Below are 17,809 nucleotides of genomic sequence, written 5' to 3'. Positions count from 1 at the left end.
CTGATCGTCATCCGTCACTAAATACTCCCCCCAACAGTTAACGGGATCGGAAACCAGCATGGGTTTTCTCAAACGCATACTTCGAAACGCCGTCAGCGACAACGCAACGCAGTCGATCGCTAGCGGCAGTTTCGAGACTCTTACCGACGAAGAACTGCAAACGCACATGGGAATTGAATCCTATGGTGTGTTCGATTTGACCGACGCGATTCGTCCTTCATACGATTTGCAGATCGTGCCTCGACAAGGCTTTCGCTACGACCAGTATGTTGATGAAACGAGCGGAGCGGCGACACCCGTTATTCTGGCGGCGGCTACCCGTCATCGTCTGATGGATCTATTCCTTGACCTCATCGATCCTCTCGGTCCAGTCGTCGATGTGGTTCTCGAAACCAGCCACCAAGGCAATTCGGGACACGAGGACCTGTATCGCGAGCATATAGACGCACCGGTTCTGAAAAGTACCTTGCTTGAGTTTGAAGACCTGCTTCTCAACGATGGCTGTACTGGAATCGCTATCGTGAACCCTTCAAAACGACAAGAAGTCCAACTTGATGAGCACAAACTTCTCATTGCCTACGGCGACCCGCTTGACGAATTCTCTCGACTCTTGATCGATGGTGATGTCTATCCAGACGATGAGATTCGATTTATCACCGAAGCTGAGCATGTTCACAGCAGCAATGATCGATATTACGATCAATTCGAACAATTGAAGAATCGTCTGGGCATGGACGGCGATGATTTCGCAGGGGCATGGTAGGACCCCCGCTCGACAAGCAACACTAAATTTGCGAGCATTTTCGTTGTCCGTTTCAACGAAAAAGGTATATTTCCGCATGTTCTTAGTTCTTAGTGCCAGTTTGCATCCCGATAGCCGTAGCCGAATTCTGGCCAAAGCATCCGTGGAAGAACTGCAATCGATCGGTCGCGAAGTCACGCTCTTTGATTTGGCCGTCACGCCGCTGCCGGCGTGTGATGGCGCGATCGCTTATGGCGACGAGAATGTTAAACATCTGTCAAGTCTGATCGAATCGGCTGAGGCGATATTGGTCGCATCGCCCGTCTACAACTACGATGTCAACGCCGCGGTTAAGAATGCTGTCGAATTAACAGGCCGAGCATGGACTGGCAAAGTGGTCAGCATGATGTTGTCTGCAGGAGGTCAGGGCAGTTATATGTCCGCAATGGGATTGGCGAACAGTTTGATGCTCGATTTTCGCTGCCTGATCGTTCCAAGGTTTATCTACGCAACCGGTGAAGCTTTCGAGGGCGACTCGCTAGCTGACGATGACATCGATGCACGCGTCAAGGTTTTAGTGAAAGAAACCGTGGGACTCGCAGATGCGGTTAATAAGTCGGAGTCCAGGCTTTAGCCGACTCCCTCGCCTCACCGAATCGCCTAAAGGCTGTACTCCAACCTTCACCGAATCGCTCCTTGGCAACTCGAGCCTGATCCGGCTGTACAACCGAAGCAATGTCTTCCCGTTTGAATCAACCGATTTGCTAATGCTGCTGCATTGAAATCGCGGATATGGGTCGGCAAATCCCCCTCTAGCTTCATCGCCAACATCTGATTGAAGTCGCAGTCGTACAGGTACCCTTCCCAGTCGACGGACACCATCGATCGGCACATGACCGCCTCGACGGTCAATGGATTAAACGCGTCGACCAGCTTTTGCATGTAGTCCTCATACTTGCCGCTTTGCAGCAAATCGTTCAAAAACCGGCTGATGGGAAGATTGGTGATTGTGTGCAATTCGCTAAAGACAACTCCATGACGCCGTTTCAACTCACGTCGATAAACCGCCTCAAGTTCCGTTTGGTTCGGCGGCAGTGACGTATTGGTCGGGTTGTAAACCAGTGTCAACTTCAAGCCGGTTTCCTCGCGTCCGTAGCCCAATTCATTGAGCCGAGTTAAGGCATCCATCGATCGTGCAAAAACACCTTCACCACGTTGGCTATCGCAGTTGTCTTCCAAATAACAAGGCAGCGAAGCGACAACCTCGACTCCATGCTTGGCCAAAAACTCGGGTAGATCCTTAAAACCATTGGCCATCAAAATGGTCAAGTTGCAACGGTCGATCACTCGCAAACCTTGATGGCGAGCTTGTTCGACGAGGAAGCGGAAATGGGGGTTCATTTCGGGGGCACCACCCGTGATATCGAGCGTCGACGCTTGGCTTCGCGAAAGTGCCAAGAGCACTTCCTCGGCTGTTTCCCGCGTCATGCTTTCGCGTCGATCTGGCCCCGCATCGACATGGCAATGCGTACAAGTTTGATTGCACAATTTTCCTACGTTAATCTGTATCACTTCAATCGACGAAGCGCGTAGCGTTGGCAGGGAACGCTGCGTCAGCATGTTCTGAAAAGTTGGCAACGTCGGGTTAGAATCTTGTTCCAAAATCCGACGCTGCTCCGCGGCATGTTGTAGAGCGTTTTGTTGGCGTTTTAGTGACAATTGCATGATTTTTCTAACCTTTACCCACCATCACGCCCGTTCCTCGCAGTTTCCACAAGAAGAACGCGGCACCGACCGCCATCAAAATGCTGCTGACCCAAAAAATGTTTTGAGGTTCATCACCAAAGACCGGGCGGATCGCCCAATAGAAAAGCGCGGCTACCGTCAGAAATGCGAACGAAACCGCATTGGCGGTTCCCAAAAATCGCCCTCGCTCATCATCCGGTGACAGCTTTTGCAGGAGTGCCTGCAACGGGATAATGTAGAATCCTGCGAAGAAGCCAGCCCCCAGGATGAAGAGGGCGACGTTGCTTAACGCTACTCGGATCATCGGTGCTCGATCGGGTAAGGAAGGTGGTACGAGCCCGAGTAGGGCGAAAAACAATACCAAGCCTGCCGCGCCGATCGGGATCAAACGAACTTCGATTCGATGCCCTGAGATTAAACCGGCAACCGCACAACCGACTCCGATCGCAACACCGAGCACTCCCATCAAGACGCTCGCTTCGCTCCGATTGATGCCAAGGACGATCGTGTATTCTGGGACGATGAACAGAGCGATGCCAGCAAGCAGATAAAAATAACCCCAAGCCATCATGACCATTAACAGTCGTGTTTTCGCCATTTCCCGAATGGTGAGGATGTAAGTCGTGAAGGGGTTAAAGTCGAATTTCAAACTTCGCGCCCCTGGTTGCAGCGGTGTTAAAAACCAGGCTGCAATCAATCCCGCAATGGAAATCGAAAGGAGTGTTGCGATGGGAATCCATCGTATTCCCACCGCACCGTTTTGAGGACTGTAAACATCACTAACCGCTCCGGCGATTAATGTACCAGCGATCACCGCAACATTGGTCATCATGTTGATCGTACCGTTGGCACGGCTGAGATCCGAATCGTCGACGAGTTCGGGAATCATCCCGTATTTTGCTGGCCCAAAAAAAGCACTTTGGCATGTCAAGGCAACCAACGCAAATAAGGTTAGCCACAGATTGCCGGTGACAAAACCAATGCCTGCAACAATGGCGATCGGTATTTCGGCGATCTTGACCCAGAGTGTGACGGAGCGTTTCGAATAGCGGTCCGCAATTTGGCCAGCGTAACCCGATAGCAAGATAAACGGGATCGTAAAACAAATCCCGACGATTCCTTGCCCGCCATCGCCTAATAACCCTTTCCACGCTCCATCAATGACCATGAACGTCAACACGCCCTTGAGCACATTGTCGTTCATCGCACCAAAAAACTGGCTGGCGAGTAGGCTCAAAAAGCCCTGTTTGAAAAGATTGCTTCGCACGAGACAAGTCGTTTTTGGGAGGAGTGGAACAATAAATCAGCCGTTTGGGCATTAGCCCCGGTTACGGTTTTGGGGAGTCGCGTTAGGGAGTGCCGAGGGCACGAAAGGTAAAAGGTAATGGCCATGGACGCAGCTCAAGGGTTGGTCGAGCATTCCGTCGGAATCGTGGCTATCGCCAAAGCGGCTAATAGGAATCACATCTATCCTCGATAGCGATCGATTACATCCGGCAACGGATATGCGGTCACATCTCGGACGCCTTCTTCCGCAGCAATTTCTCTAAGCCGCTCATAACCGCGAGTGACCAGCTTGGACCGCTGGCTCACAAATTCAGTGTCCAAATGATTGCGTGATAGTTCGCCCAAAACGACGACCGGTTCGAAATCCACATGGTCAATAAACTGAGCCAAAACAGGGTTACAGCGCAAGTGACGCTCGGGTGAAGTGTGTAGCACCTCCGGGTCGAGTTCGCCGATCACATACCGTAGGTACAAGTCGCTATCGACAATTCCGGTAACGTCGTTGCCACAAACTTCGCAAAGATATCCTTGGTCACATTTCGCCATCGTTAACTACTGGAAGAGTGGCTAAGCATCAAGTCCTAGGACATCGAACATGTTGTAGATTCCTTTGGGACGTCCGATCAACCATTTGGCTGCTGCGATCGCACCGCTGGCATAGCAATCACGGTTGCTCGCCGCGACTTTTAGCTCGATGCGCTCGCCGAGCATCCCGAAAACAATCGTATGTTCACCGGGGTTGTCACCGACACGGACGGCGTGATAGCCGATTTCGCTTTGCGTTCGCTCGCCCGTTTGTCCCTCGCGGCCATGAACATGCCTCGTCTCAGGCCCCAGTTTCTTGGCAATCAATTCACCAAACTTGAGGGCTGTGCCACTCGGTGCATCCGTCTTAAACCGATGGTGCCGTTCGATGATTTCGACATCCAAACCGCCTGCTACGTCGTCAAGCGTTTCGGCAACCTCTGCGGCTAGCTTCATCGTCAAGTTGACAGCCAATGACATGCTTGGTGCCCAAACGACCGGGATCAATTCGCCGGCGGCTTTCAGCTTTGCTTGCTGCGCCTCCGACAATCCCGTCGTTGCAACGACCAACGGTATGGTCGCTTCGACACAATTTTCGATACAGCGATCGATCGCTTCAGGCAGCGAAAAGTCGATGACGACGTCGACCTCTTCCTCAGGCCAAACGCTTGTCAGATTCACACCGATCGGTGCAAATCCAGCGATAACGCCAGCGTCTTGGCCTCTACGCGGGTTGGATTCATGATCGATCGCCGAAACGATTTGCAGGGAGTTGTCTTCGGACGCAAGGGCAACAACTCGACGCCCCATGCGCCCGGCCGCTCCATGAACGGCAAGTTTGATTGTAGTGCTCATACGACTTAATGTACCTGGTTTTCCAGTCGCTGCCATCATGGGCAAAAAAAGTTCGATGAACCTCGCCCAATCAACGCGTTTGCGATTACGATTGCATTCTACCCGGAATGATCACCCCATTTTAGCTTCGTAATGATGACTTCATACCAACGACTGACGATGAGTTGTCGATTCGCAAAAATGCGAGTTTCTCGTTTTGTTTGGACGATCGTTTTCTTGATCCACAGCGTTTTGATTTACAGCGGAAATGCTAGCGGAGGCGATGAAATGCTGCAGTCGTTGACCGAACAGGGGATCGCGTTGACGGCTGAGGTGACCGTAAAACTCGATAAGCCGGAGATAATGGATCGGTCGGATCCAGGCCAGCGAGATCGGATCGCTCAGCGATACGATTGGAAACGATTCACTCGCGACAGTGTTACCGCTCCGATCTCGATCGATTTGGATTACCTTTACGACGATTCCAATAAACGCATCGGACATTCGATCCGATTTCAATTCGTTATCCACGAAAGCCTCGAGCGGTTGCGGGATCGCGACTGGATGTCATCTGTTTTCACAGGCCGTAACGACAACGATCCGAAACGAGAAGCCAATCCTTCATCCGACGAAGCGTTCGTGCAATTGACCACTGCACAATTGCTCGATCGTGGGATCCGTATGTCACCCGACGTTCATTTCGGATTCGCCACCGTGCCGTTGATGAATCGCGTACTACTTCGAGGCGTTGTTGCGTCCCAAACGACTCATGCCGATTCGAGTGTCATTTCAAGTTGGCGATTGCTCGATTCGATCGACTCGTCTGATCGTTATGCCGCACGATGGTCCCCACTCGATCGTGACTCACTTGGCAATCAAATCGAAGGCAATGCTTTGCCATACCGAGGTGCGGGCGGCTACATTCTCGTGCAATCGCTTGGAAGTATCGACGAGTCGCTCGCAGACGCCTGTTTGGTCAGCGTGAATATCGTGCTGCATGAACCGCCAGTTTGGTTTGGTAGTAGCAATTTTCTGCGCAGCAAGTTCCCGCTAGTGATCCAAGAGACGGTAAGAAAACTCCGTCGCAAACTAGATTGACGTTTAGGCCCGATCAGGGGTGCGTTCGGCTGAAAAACGACGTCGTCCGCCGAGAGATGCAAAAATATCTCCAGATTTCCCTAAGGAAACGCGTCCAATTGGTTCTTTCGTATGAGAGGATGCGTTTGTCGTGATTTAGGAATGCCATGTGTCGCGAATCGAGCTGATGACGAAATCGACTCCCCGAGTCAATTGCACCGCCCGGAAAGAGGGGTGCGCGCCAACGGTACGGACTTTGTTCGATGCCGAAGAGGCGCCGTTGTTGCGGTATGCGTTTTCGTTGGTCGGCCGGCGTGCTGTGGCCGAGGACATTGTGCAAGAAGCCTTCTTGCAGCTGCATATTCATTGGGACGATATCGAATCGCCCCGAGCGTGGTTGTTCCGAAGTGTACGTAATCGCGTCTACAACTATGTGCGTGATAACCGACGTGAAGTGCTCAGTAGTGACAATGGCGACACGCAATCACAGGGTGTCCACGACGAGTCGCCCGACGCAATGATGTTGCGCATCGAGGCCTCGGGGTCTCTCAACCAGATGCTCGAAGAACTCGACGAGGATGATCGTCAATTGGTGAAGTTGAAGTATTTTGACGGCCTCAAGTATCGCGAGATCAGCGAAGCGACGGGGCTCAGTATCAGCAACGTCGGATACCGTTTGCACCACATTTTGAATGATCTGGCAGCTAAGTTGCGACCGCTAGGATTCGAAAAAATCTCATGAACGAAAAAACGAACTACCCATCGCTTGACCCTGAGCTTGAAGCACGCATCGTGGCGCTCGTCCTGGGCGAAGTGTCCGATCTTGAAAGGGAGCAGCTGGAGCGTCTTATTGCTCAGCGTCCTGAACTCGCTTCGTATCAAGCCGACATTCAAGCATTGCACGGGCTACTGAGGGATGTCGCCAGCGGTCACTTCGCGGATCCGAACGAGGACTGGAAGTTGCCCACCGAAAAGCGTGACGCCATTCTCTCAGCGATTGATGGCGAGTCGCCATCGATGCCCGCGTTGCAACTCGCCGATGGGTTGGCGGATCGAGGTCATTCAAAGACGAGACGTTGGCTGACGAGCATCGCCAAGATAGCAGCCGTATTTTGCGTTGTCGGATTCTTTGGATGCATGATGTTTCCCAACCTCGGCCGCAGACCCATGGCAAGTTCACCGCAATTGAGCGGTGGGACAACGATCATCCATGATTTCCATAATGATCGTGCGACTGAGAAAGAGGTAGACGAGGAGCGGCAGTGGTCGTTTGACAGCGAACCATCGGTCCTACGCGGATGGATGGCCTCGTCCGATGATGCGGTAGCAAACGAAGCGGCGCCCGAAAATGAGCTTGCTTTCATGTCGGCACTTTCGTCCATTCGAGAAAGCCTAGATGGCAAAACCCGTTTGCCGACTCCTTCCTCTCGATACGATGATGTGTCGTCTCCGACTTCATCTGCCGAGCCCCCGTCAGACGGAATCATGTCTAATCGGCCAGGGCGTGGCGCCAGCGGGTCAGGGCCAGTAGGATTATCCGAACGCTCGGACAATTTAGAACACAAGTTAGAACTCGGTGACAGAGACGGCGATATCGGTCGCGTCGCTGGACGATTCGCTGGCGGCTGGATGGAGGAGGCAGGCGAAGCGGTCACAGTTGATTTGCCAGAACTGGAGGACTTGGGGTCTCTGGCTGCTGGCCAATGGCAGTCGCAATCTCAACGGGAAGGAACCGATGCAAATTTGCGATTCTCTGACGACGGGATGAATGACTCCCAGATCCTTATGGGAGGCATCGCCGGAAAAGCGGAGGGCGTTGAATATGGAGACGGGCTGCGAGGCGGTGGTGTAGGAGGCGGCGGAGGCGGGTACGCCGCACGGCAGTCGCCGCCAAATGTTTCAAAGCCGGAGGCAGGGAAAGATTTAGAACAACTTTACGTAGGTTCGGAGGTTGTCCGCGATCATAAAGAGGAAACCGTCAAGGAACGCATCGTTGGCGAACGGAAGCGTGACGGAAACGCGGACGCTCAAGCACACCTGGAACCAGCGTTCCAGCATCCCGATGAAGAGAGATGGCAAGACATGAGCAGTCGGCGCATCGATGCTAGCGGCACCATCGAATTATTGATGGAGTTGGGCGACAAGGATCTTGAACGAGACGAACGCGTCAACCAGCCGGCTGACAAAGGATTTGCGTCTGGAACGATCCCCAACGCCGCGGACGAAAAGACGGCTTTAGGCAATAAGCTCAGTCGCTTGAAATCAGACAAAGAGGTCGAAGAAGACTTTGAAATGGAAGAGGAAACGCTCGCGATACCAGGTTTATCGAGAACACCGAATGTTTCGAGGCTGTTTCGCAGCGTCTCGCCTCCTACAACACAGCCTAGTTCTCCGAAACAACCGGCCCCAATAATGGGTACGGCGTTGGGGCTAACCGATCGTGTCTCAAAGAAGGAGCGGGCGGGTCAGCAAAGCTCGGAAGGGCAAGTGCCTCTTGAAGGGCCTGCAGGCGTTACAAGCAACACGGTCGTGCCTCGTTACTCCCTGAATGCGGAAAACGATTCACGTTACGTTCCAATGAATGACAAAGGGAAACCGAGTGAATCGCTCGGAAGTCAGTCGCTGGCGGATTCGACGTGGGATGGGAAACAAAGCCAAGATGGTCGTGATATTCTGATGGATGATTCCGAGTCGTTTGACTTTGACGAGGTTCAAAAACTGGCGATTCCAGTCGGATTGGAGGAACAGAAGGCCCAGGAAGAAGCGTTCTCGACGTTCTCGCTGCACGTCAGCGACGTTTCTTTCAAACTCGCCCGCGCGGCACTGGCCAGTGGAACATGGCCCGAACCTGCGAAGATTCGCATTGAAGAGTTCGTCAACGCTTTTGACTATGGCGATCCGATGCCACGCCAAGATGAGAAGGTTGCCTGTCGTGTCGAACAATCGGCTCATCCTTTCTTGCAGCAGCGGAATCTGTTACGCGTCTCGATGCGGACAGCTGCCGCAGGGCGTGCGAGCAACACGCCGCTGCGACTGACCTTATTGCTTGACAACTCGGGGTCGATGGAACGCATCGATCGCCAGCAAACGGTTCGGCGGGCTTTTGCGCTGCTCGCGGCGCAACTGAAGCCGATCGATCAGGTCACGTTAATCAGCTTTGCACGTCAGCCGCGATTGCTGGCTGACAAAGTAAGCGGATCGGAATCGAAACAAATGGTCGAGCTGATTGAAAACTTGCCCAGCGAAGGCGGAACCAATATTGAAGCGGCCTTGCAACTCGCTTTCGAGAAAGCGCGTGAGCAACAGGTCGCCGGTGCCCAAAACCGCATCATCTTGCTCACCGATGGGGCGGTTAATCTGGGCAATGCAAATCCCCAGCGCCTATCGCAAATGATCGAGGCGATGCGAGGGGCGGGCATCGCCTTTGACGCAGCGGGTATCAGCGCCGAGGGTTTGAACGATGAAATCCTTGAAGCGCTCACACGCAAGGGTGACGGTCGATACTACCTGCTTGATTCGCTTGAAGCCACCGAGGATGGCTTCGCTCGTCAAATTGCCGGTGCGCTGCGTCCGTCGGCCAAGAACGTCAAAGTGCAAGTTGAGTTCAATCCCAAGCGGGTTGGACGCTACAAGTTGCTGGGGTTTGAAAAGCACCGGCTCAAAACGGAAGACTTTCGCAACGACGAAGTGGATGCGGCCGAAATGGCAGCGGCAGAGGCCGGTGTGGCGATGTATCAATTCGAGGCCCTGCCTGATGGCGAGGGCGATGTCGGGTCGGTGTCGGTGCGATTTCGTGACCTGTCGACTGGACAGATGACTGAAAATCGCTGGCCCATTCCTTACGAACCGGACGCACCGCGACCGGACCAGTCCTCACCGTCGCTGCGTATCGCCACGACGGCGGCGCTGTTGGCCGCACGTCTTCGTGGCGATGCGGTCGGGGCGACCGTTGATATGAAAACATTATCCAATTTGATCGCCGGATTGCCGGATCGAGACCGCAACGTTGATCGCGTTGGGCAGCTTCAACAGATGATCGAACAGGCCCGCCAATTGAGCGGGAAATAATAATGGCCACAGCCGCCTGCCACCGTAGCGGCTGTGTTCTTTTAATTTTAACAAGTCAACAACTTAACCGCCTCCCCAAAACGAAGTTTGGGGGAGGCCGGACGGGCGGAAGCCTCGTCCGGGAGGGGGGCGACCGCGCTGGCTTTACGGCGAGCAGCGAGCAGCGAGCACGCCCCCCTCCCTCGCGTACGCCTGAACGGCGTCGCTCGACCTCCCCCAGCTCCGCTGGTGGAGGTGAATCAAAACGGACCGTCGATGCACAAAAACTTAACAATCCCTAAACCACCAGTGTTGAATACCTGCCGTCGCTTCGCGCCTAGGAAACTTAGAATGAGATTAGACATGACTACAAAAACATCATCAAGAATCCGCCTTGCGTCTGGCTATTGTTGCACGATTGCGATGATCGGAGCCATCGGTGTGGCAAGCGTTTTAGCGAACCCGTGTTTGGCACAAGATCCACCCGGCAAGGCTACGATCAACAGTTCGATCGCGGACGATGGTACGGGAACGATCACGGTCGAAGCACGCGGCCATATTCCTAAGCCGCCCGTTTTCTATACGGCGCGTGCCAATGCCGCGGTGCAGGTTGGCGCGGAGCAGATCGAGCAGTCGATTCAGTTATCCATTGAAGTCATCCAAGGCGAAGCCGAAAAGTTTAGCTTTGGAATAAATGGCGAAGGAAAGGTGACCGATGTTCAAGGCGACAGTATTCAGTCGTGGTCGGTGCGGCAAGTCGGAAGCCAGCGTTTTCTCGACCTGGAATTGAAGCAGAATGTCTCTGAGATCTCGCCTCGGATCAACATTCGTTCGAATGAGCTGCAACTTCCTGCTACGGTTGAACTAACGCATCTTACGCCAGGAGAGTCGGTAGGTTTCGACTCGATGGTGAGTCTCGACTACGCCGCGGAAGTGGAGGGAGTGGTTACGGCAGCAACCGGATTCGCTCCCCTCGAGGCTGACGATCGAGCAAACCGATTTCACACCGCGACAGGCGGTCAAATCAAGCTTTCGCTGAGTCAAAGTGGAGCATCACCGGCCGCGGTGGAGTTGGTTGATACGACCGTCAAAGGCGAAGTGCAGTCCGATGGAAACTCTGCCCATTTTCAGCTTCGCAGTACGGCCACGGTTGCCAAGGACGAGGCGGAAATAACGATTCTTGCTGGCAACGCGGCGGTGAGCGAATTGCCCACCAGTCAGGATTTTCGATTGCGGCTTGCGATCGAAAACGAGCGTCCCGTCTACAAACTCGTGTTCGCCAAGGCGGGGACATTTCCGGTGACTCTCGATTTCGTTGCCAAACTCGCCACTCCCAAGGCCAACGGACACAGCATGGATTTCACGATCGCTGCCAGCGCCGTCGTGCCGATATCCCTGGACGGACTCGACGCCGATCTGGAATTTCATCGTGACCAAGAATCGGTCGTGCCGATCCGCGACAACCATTCTTGGTTGGGATTCTTGCCTGCCACAGGTCGTGCTCGAATGCAATGGAAAACGGCGCGTAAAGCCGGTGAGGGAAAACTCTTTTTTACCACTTCGGGGCATGTCGAAGCAAAGGTCGGCACGGGACTGCTGCGTCAAAATCACCAGATCGACTACCATGTTCTACAGGGCGAGCTACGGTCAATTCGTATTCGGTTGCATGGCCCAGGAGAAATACTCGACGTTCAAGGTAGCAATATCGTCGCCTGGGAAGTGACGGAGGTCGGGGAGGACCGACAGCTCACCGCGACGCTCAGTCAACCTATCACCGGGACCAGTCAAATTAAGGTTCGCAGCCAAACCGCGGTAGGTGCTTTTCCGGTACGTGTCGAGGGTCTTCGATTGAACCCGGTGGGTGCGATTCGCCATTCGGGTTACCTCCGACTTACCAATTTGGGTTCGGTACGTCTCGAGCCGACCGAGTTGAGTGGGCTGACCCAGTTGGCGCCTGAGCAATTTCCCGGCGAGCCAGCTGAGGCGAGGCAAGTATTCGTGTATCGGTTTCCCGCGGCGGATCACACCTTTACGGTTGCCGCGGATCGAATCCAGCCTGAGGTCAATGTCTCGGAACTGGTTCTTTATCAACTGACGGAAGCGGATCGTGTGATCAACACTGACATTGAATTGGACATTCGCGAAGCGCCGATCCGCGAGTGGGATTTTGGTATTCCCGCCGAGTACTCGGTCGTTTCGGTCACGGGCGCCAGTGTGGCCGATTACATCGCGGCATCCGAGGTCGCCGATGGACGTCGGAACTTGAAGGTGATGTTTGCTCAGGATGTTGCGGGTCGACAGTTGGTTTCACTGCACTTGGAAAAGAGTGAGTCCGCAGCCGCTGGGGATTGGGATTTGCCGCGAATCGAATACCCCGACGCAAAGACCGTGCGTGGCGATATTGGAATCGTTGGTGCGCCTGGTTTCCGGATCGCGGTCGTTGAAACCGATTTGCTCGTTGAGAAGCCGCTATCGTACTTTCCTAAACCGACTGCTGGTCTTCAACAATCCTTCCGCATTCGCGAACCTGGCTGGTCAGCCAAGATGCGAATCGAAGTCCTCCAACGGAGTGTGCAGGCGGACGTGTTTCATCTCTATTCACTCAGTCAAGAAACGGTATACGGCAGCGCGCTGATCAACTACTTCGTCACCGGCGCTCCGGTTTCGCAGTGGAGGATCGAGGTGCCTGCAACGATGGGCAATGTGATGGTCGATGGTCAGGATGTCCGCACTTGGCGCCGAGAGGACGATACGTTGATTGTTACGCTGCATCAGCCGGTGATGGGAGGGTACACGTTGTTGGTGACATTCGAAGAAAAACCAAGCGAAACAACAGGAAATGGCTCGTTCCGGGCGGGGCAGGTTACGCCCGTTGGCGTACAGGGTGAACGAGGCTACATCCAAGTCGTCAGCCCCATGCAGGTAGAGATAGAAACCCTGACGGTTTCCGAGGATATGCTGAAACTTGATCCACTGGAGTTGCCGGCCGAGTTTCGTTTGCTTAGCACGGCGCCGCCTTTGGGCACGTGGCAATACACTCAGCGGCCGTTTGATTTGAATCTGAAAGTGAACTGGTTTGAACCTGGCACGACCGTGACTCAAGTCGTCGAGTTTTCGGAAGCCAACAGTCGTGTCTCTCAAGACGGCGAACTCGTGACGGATGTTCTCTACTACGTTAAATCACGTGGTCGACGCACGCTTAAGGTCAAACTGCCCGGGGACCCGGTGCGGTTGTGGGAAGTGTCGGTCAATGGCCAACCCGTCACGGCGCGCTCCGCGGATGACGCCACCTTGATTCCCCTACCTGGTGGGACTGATCCGAACATTCCGATCGAAGTCAGCTTGCGGTTGGGCAAACCGACCGTCAATGAATCGAATCCCGAAGTAACGTTGCCGATCGTGTTTGCGCCGGTTCTGAAAACTCAATGGAGTATCACGGGGGATGAAAAACGTGTGTTGGTGCCTGGACGGGGAACCGTTGATACGTCTTTTCCCGTATTGCGGCCATCCGGTTTTGATTGGGTGGTACGACGAGGGATCGTTTCGCTGTTGCTGATCGGTCTTTTTACCACGATTGGAATCTTTACGTCCTGTAAACTCGGGTGGATGCGTTTGCTGGGGTTAGTCAGTTTGGGGATTGCCATCTGGGTGTGTGTTTCAACCGCAAAGCAGGCGTTATCTCAGGTTGGATCGCCGATGCCGTTGCAGTTGAGTCTGCCCGTTCTATCGGCCGGCGAACTTGTTCAACTTCAAGTGAGCAACACGCCCTTGTGGCGAGTCGACCTTTCCACACTCGGGATCGTCGCATTGCTGTCTGGCATCGCAGCGATCGTCTGGTCATTCGTTTCGAGTGCGAAAAACGCTAAGGCCCCTCTGTTATCTGAGCCGACGGCGCTAGCCGCGGGTGATGAAACGAGCCTTCATTCCGAACCCGCGGCTAGCGCCGACGGCTCCGTTTTCGGTCGTTTCGACCGGAAGAAGCTGATGGCCTTTGGCACGAGCGAGACGACGGCCAAAGCTGCCATCCGTTGCGGAGGGATTCTGCTTGTGGCCTTGGGGGTTTTGTTGCAAGGCGGTGGTGCACCGTGGTTCTATGCCTTGCTTGGCCTCGCGATCCTGATCTTGCTCTTTGTTCGTCCAGCGTGGACGTCGATTCGCGGAGTGGGGCATTGGATTCGCCGCACCGCCGACCGAAGGAAAGCGAAGAAAGCAGCGGCAGTCGACACCACTTCGAATGCCGATTCGACGGGTGCCGTTTCGACGACGATCGCCTTGTTTGCGTTGACGGTTGCTTCTTCGTGGACTTCCGTGTTTGCAGCGGTCCCCGATCGTTTCGATGCGGCCGAATCCATCACCCAACAGTGGCAAGTCACGCATGTTGACTCGCGTCTTACCGCGGCTGGAAGCGTCGAGTTGTTTGGGAAACCTGGCGACAGATTTCTGTTGTTAAAGGCTCCCGCTGTGTTAACTCGTTTCGAAGGTGAAGGTTTGCGTCTTACCAAAGAAGACGTGCCGGGCGAAGGGCTGAGCTACGTGATTCGTATTCCGATCACGGTCGATGCGTCTGCCGATGGCGAGAATGATGAGCCGGAAAAACCGATCCACTACAAGGCAGAGTTCGAATATCGGCTGGAATCGGTGAAGCCAACCGTCGGCGTGCCGGTGTTGACCGGTGCGGCGTCAATCCAGCAAATCAAGGTTAGCTACGACGAAGGAGGCTGGGAATTAACGTGCCCGACCGCCGTGCAGATCGAATCCGTTCCGGCCGATGACGTCGAAACCAAAGCCAAGGTGCTGCTAGGTCCTGGCAAGGCAAGCCTAATGCTCAAACCGAAGGCTCGTGACGTCAGCGTGGAGGAGACACAATTCTTTGTCGAGGCATCGAACTTCTACCTGCCAAGTCCCGGTGTCGTCGATGGACGTCACCGTCTTCACATCCGCACTTCGCAAGGCCAAGTCAGTGAATTGGACATCCTTGTCCCGAAAGGACTGACCGTGAGCGAGGTGAGCGGCCCCATCGGATCCTGGCAATTCGATGCCGACAAAGGACGATTAACCGTGGAAGTCGAGCCCGTTCAGGCGAAAGCATTCGATATTATCATCGACACCCAGCGCGGTCTCGATCCGCTGCCCGCCGATGTCAATCTGGCTCCACTGAAAGTTGTCGGTGCTGGTGGCGAGATCGGGCTGGTCGCCGTTGGATTTGGCTCCGATGCACAACCGGAGAAATTAGAGTCGAAGCAAATGTCGGCGGTCAACTTGGGTGATTTCGACGCCAGCTTAATACCGAACAAACAAGCGGTCTTGCATCGCGTGTATCGATATGGAGCCGACGGCGGTGAATTGGTGTTGCGTGTCGGCGCCGTTGAACCGGAAGTTCGCGTTATCAGCAAACAAGTGCTCTCACTGGGCGACGAACGCGTGGTCCTGGGCGTCAATTTTACCGCCCAAATTTCCAGAGCTGGGTTGTTCCAACTGAGCTTTCCTTTGCCAGAGGGGCTGGAGGTCGAGTCGCTTTCGGGCGCAGCACTTCACCATTGGGCTGAACTGAGCGAAGGTGACGAGCGTCGAATCATTCTCCATTTGAACGGGAAAACCATCGGGTCGCAAAGTTTCTCTCTGACATTGTCGGGACTCGCACCCACCGATGCCGGCGACTGGGAGGTCCCGCATTTCCAGTTAAACGAAGCTGATCGCCAATCGGGCGATCTTGTGGTAAGGCCCACGACCGGTATTCGATTGAGAACGGTCTCACGCCAAAACGTTTCGGAGACGGATCCTCGTACCTTGGGTGGCATGGCACAAGGTTCACTCGCGTTTCGGTTGTTGCAACGTGATTGGGATTTGGTACTCGGCATTGAAAAACTCGATCCTTGGGTGACCGGTCATGTGTTGCATGAAATCACTCTGCGAGAGGGTCAGACGCGTTCAGCCTTGATCGCCAATTTCAACATACAGAACGCTTCGATTCGAACGTTGCAGGTGACGCTGCCGATGACGAGCGATGACGAGACCAGAACGCTTCGCGCCACTGGTGACACGGTCAGCGACTTCCTTCGGACGGCACCCGATTCCAATATTTGGGAAGTCCAGTTCAAGCGTCGTGTTGTCGGCAGAGTTGATTTTCGAATCGAATACGAACGGCGTGGAGACCGCGAAAATGACGACGAAACGCTAATCCCAGCCGGATTCCCTCAAGCTCGACAGCTCGCCTACTATTTTGCGGTCCGCGCTGGTGGACGGCTCGAGTTGGAGCACGATCCGCTGTCGCAAGGATGGCAGCGTGCTGACTGGAACACCGTTCCTCCATCACTACGTAATTCGGGAAATCGAAACGCTCCGGCGCTAACGCTCCGCGCGATGACGCCCACCGATTCGCTCACGATTCATACCCAGCGACATTCGCTTGCCGACGCACTCAAGCTGCGCGTCGCCAAAGGGCTGTTAACCACCGTGCTGTCACCGACCGGTGATCAATTGACGGCGGTCGACGTGACGATGGAGGTCATCCGGCGTAGCAGCCTGACCGTTGGTCTGCCCGAGGGCGGCGAGCTGTTCAGCATTTTTGTCAATGGAGAAAGTGTGAACTCAATTCGCTTAGGAGACGATGCCAATGCTTGGCAATTTTACATTCTGCCTGGTATCGACGACCGTACGGCAACCGTTCGATTTGTTTATACGGTAACCGGAGATCGCTTGGGAAATCTAAATCTAACCAGTCCCGAGCTAAACGTGCCCCTGGAGAATATCCAGTGGAACGTTGTCGCGCCCGAAGGATTCTTGCTAACCGACAATGATGGGAATCTCGAGCTGATTGGGATGGCCAATCAGGGGCACTACGACCGAAGTTCGTACTTGTCGAAAATGAGTAGCAGACGGCAAGCCCAAGCACAAAACGCCGCTCGGCTGCTTGAACAAGCAAACCAACTTCTCCAGGCTGGCGAACAGACCAAGGCCAGTTGGGCGCTCAACAGTGTCGCGAATCAGTACGCGCTCGACGCCGCTTCCAACGAAGACGCACGCGTCCAGTTAGAGAATTTGCAAACGCAACAAGCGATCGTCGGACTCAATACGCGCCGCCAGCGTCTCTATCTCGACAACAAAGCAACCGATAACGCGTTGACGGACAACAAGCAACTGCGCGAGGCCGCCGCGATCAATCCAATCCTCCAGCAAGATGCATTGAACTTTCGTCCGCAGCAGCTGAGTCAGTTGCTTCAAGGGAACACCACCGAAGACAACGCCGTCTTACAGCAGATCGCCGGTCGATTGGTCCAGCATCAACGCACCACCGAACCCGCTCCGCAGGCAATCATCATCAGCTTGCCGGAAGAAGGTGCGGTCTACAGCTTCAGCCGCAGCGTGCAAGTCGCCGAGAACACCCCGCTCGAGCTCGATCTCGACTTTGGCTCACAATTTCGACTCAATCCTTGGCAAGCGGCCGTCGCACTCGCCCTTCTAGCCTTTCTCGCCGCAGCACTAACATTCTCGCTGAAACCAGTGAATGAGGTTTAGCCCGGATGATTCATTAGCCGTTTTGGCGATAGCGGC

General features: G+C 54.4%; 10 protein-coding genes. 6 read left to right on the top strand and 4 right to left on the bottom strand.

The genetic code is table 11. The annotated features are described in order from the left end of the window. Nucleotides 1-58: 58 nt before the first annotated feature. Together Q31b_RS07265 and Q31b_RS07260 are read left to right on the top strand one after the other, a co-directional pair. Nucleotides 59-763 (top strand): hypothetical protein, encoded by a 705-nt coding sequence (locus Q31b_RS07265; RefSeq protein ID WP_146599018.1) that lies wholly within the window; start codon nt 59-61, stop codon nt 761-763. Nucleotides 764-839: 76 nt separating this feature from the next. Further along, nucleotides 840-1,376, top strand: a complete 537-nt coding sequence (locus Q31b_RS07260; protein ID WP_146599017.1) for an NADPH-dependent FMN reductase — start codon at nt 840-842, stop codon at nt 1,374-1,376. Nucleotides 1,377-1,423: 47 nt separating this feature from the next. Here Q31b_RS07260 and arsS read toward each other — a convergent pair whose 3' ends face one another. The 4 genes from arsS to dapB form a co-directional block, all read right to left on the bottom strand. Then, complete coding sequence (gene arsS, locus Q31b_RS07255; protein ID WP_146599016.1) at nt 1,424-2,467, bottom strand: arsenosugar biosynthesis radical SAM (seleno)protein ArsS; 1,044 nt, start codon at nt 2,465-2,467, stop codon at nt 1,424-1,426. A gap of 7 nt (nt 2,468-2,474) precedes the next feature. Then, nucleotides 2,475-3,755, bottom strand: a complete 1,281-nt coding sequence (locus Q31b_RS07250; protein WP_146599015.1) for an MFS transporter — start codon at nt 3,753-3,755, stop codon at nt 2,475-2,477. A gap of 200 nt (nt 3,756-3,955) precedes the next feature. Next, entirely contained in the window at nt 3,956-4,321 is a 366-nt protein-coding gene (locus Q31b_RS07245; RefSeq protein ID WP_146599014.1) for a hypothetical protein, read from the bottom strand. 21 nt (nt 4,322-4,342) lie between these two features. Beyond that, entirely contained in the window at nt 4,343-5,155 is an 813-nt protein-coding gene (gene dapB, locus Q31b_RS07240) for a 4-hydroxy-tetrahydrodipicolinate reductase (RefSeq protein WP_146599013.1), read from the bottom strand. Between the two features lie 159 nt (nt 5,156-5,314). Between dapB and Q31b_RS07235 the strand changes: the two genes are divergently transcribed. From Q31b_RS07235 to Q31b_RS27995, 4 genes are all read left to right on the top strand, one after another. Continuing rightward, on the top strand, nt 5,315-6,232 hold the full coding sequence (locus Q31b_RS07235; protein WP_146599012.1) for a hypothetical protein: 918 nt from the start codon (nt 5,315-5,317) through the stop codon (nt 6,230-6,232). A gap of 166 nt (nt 6,233-6,398) precedes the next feature. After that, a complete protein-coding gene (locus Q31b_RS07230) occupies nt 6,399-6,953 on the top strand; it encodes an RNA polymerase sigma factor (protein WP_197171103.1) in 555 nt (184 codons plus the stop codon). Beyond that, nucleotides 6,950-10,279 carry a YfbK domain-containing protein gene (locus Q31b_RS07225; RefSeq protein ID WP_146599011.1) on the top strand — a complete coding sequence of 1,110 codons (3,330 nt, stop codon included), beginning with the start codon at nt 6,950-6,952 and terminating at the stop codon, nt 10,277-10,279. The genes Q31b_RS07230 and Q31b_RS07225 overlap by 4 nt, the downstream gene beginning before the upstream one ends. Before the next feature lie 342 nt (nt 10,280-10,621). Next, a complete protein-coding gene (locus Q31b_RS27995) occupies nt 10,622-17,773 on the top strand; it encodes a hypothetical protein (RefSeq protein WP_197171101.1) in 7,152 nt (2,383 codons plus the stop codon). Nucleotides 17,774-17,809 lie beyond the last annotated feature (36 nt).

Source organism: Novipirellula aureliae, from assembly GCF_007860185.1.
GTDB lineage: Bacteria > Planctomycetota > Planctomycetia > Pirellulales > Pirellulaceae > Novipirellula_A > Novipirellula_A aureliae.
Note: the sequence above shows the minus strand (reverse complement) of the source record. Positions and strands in the feature narration are given on the sequence as shown.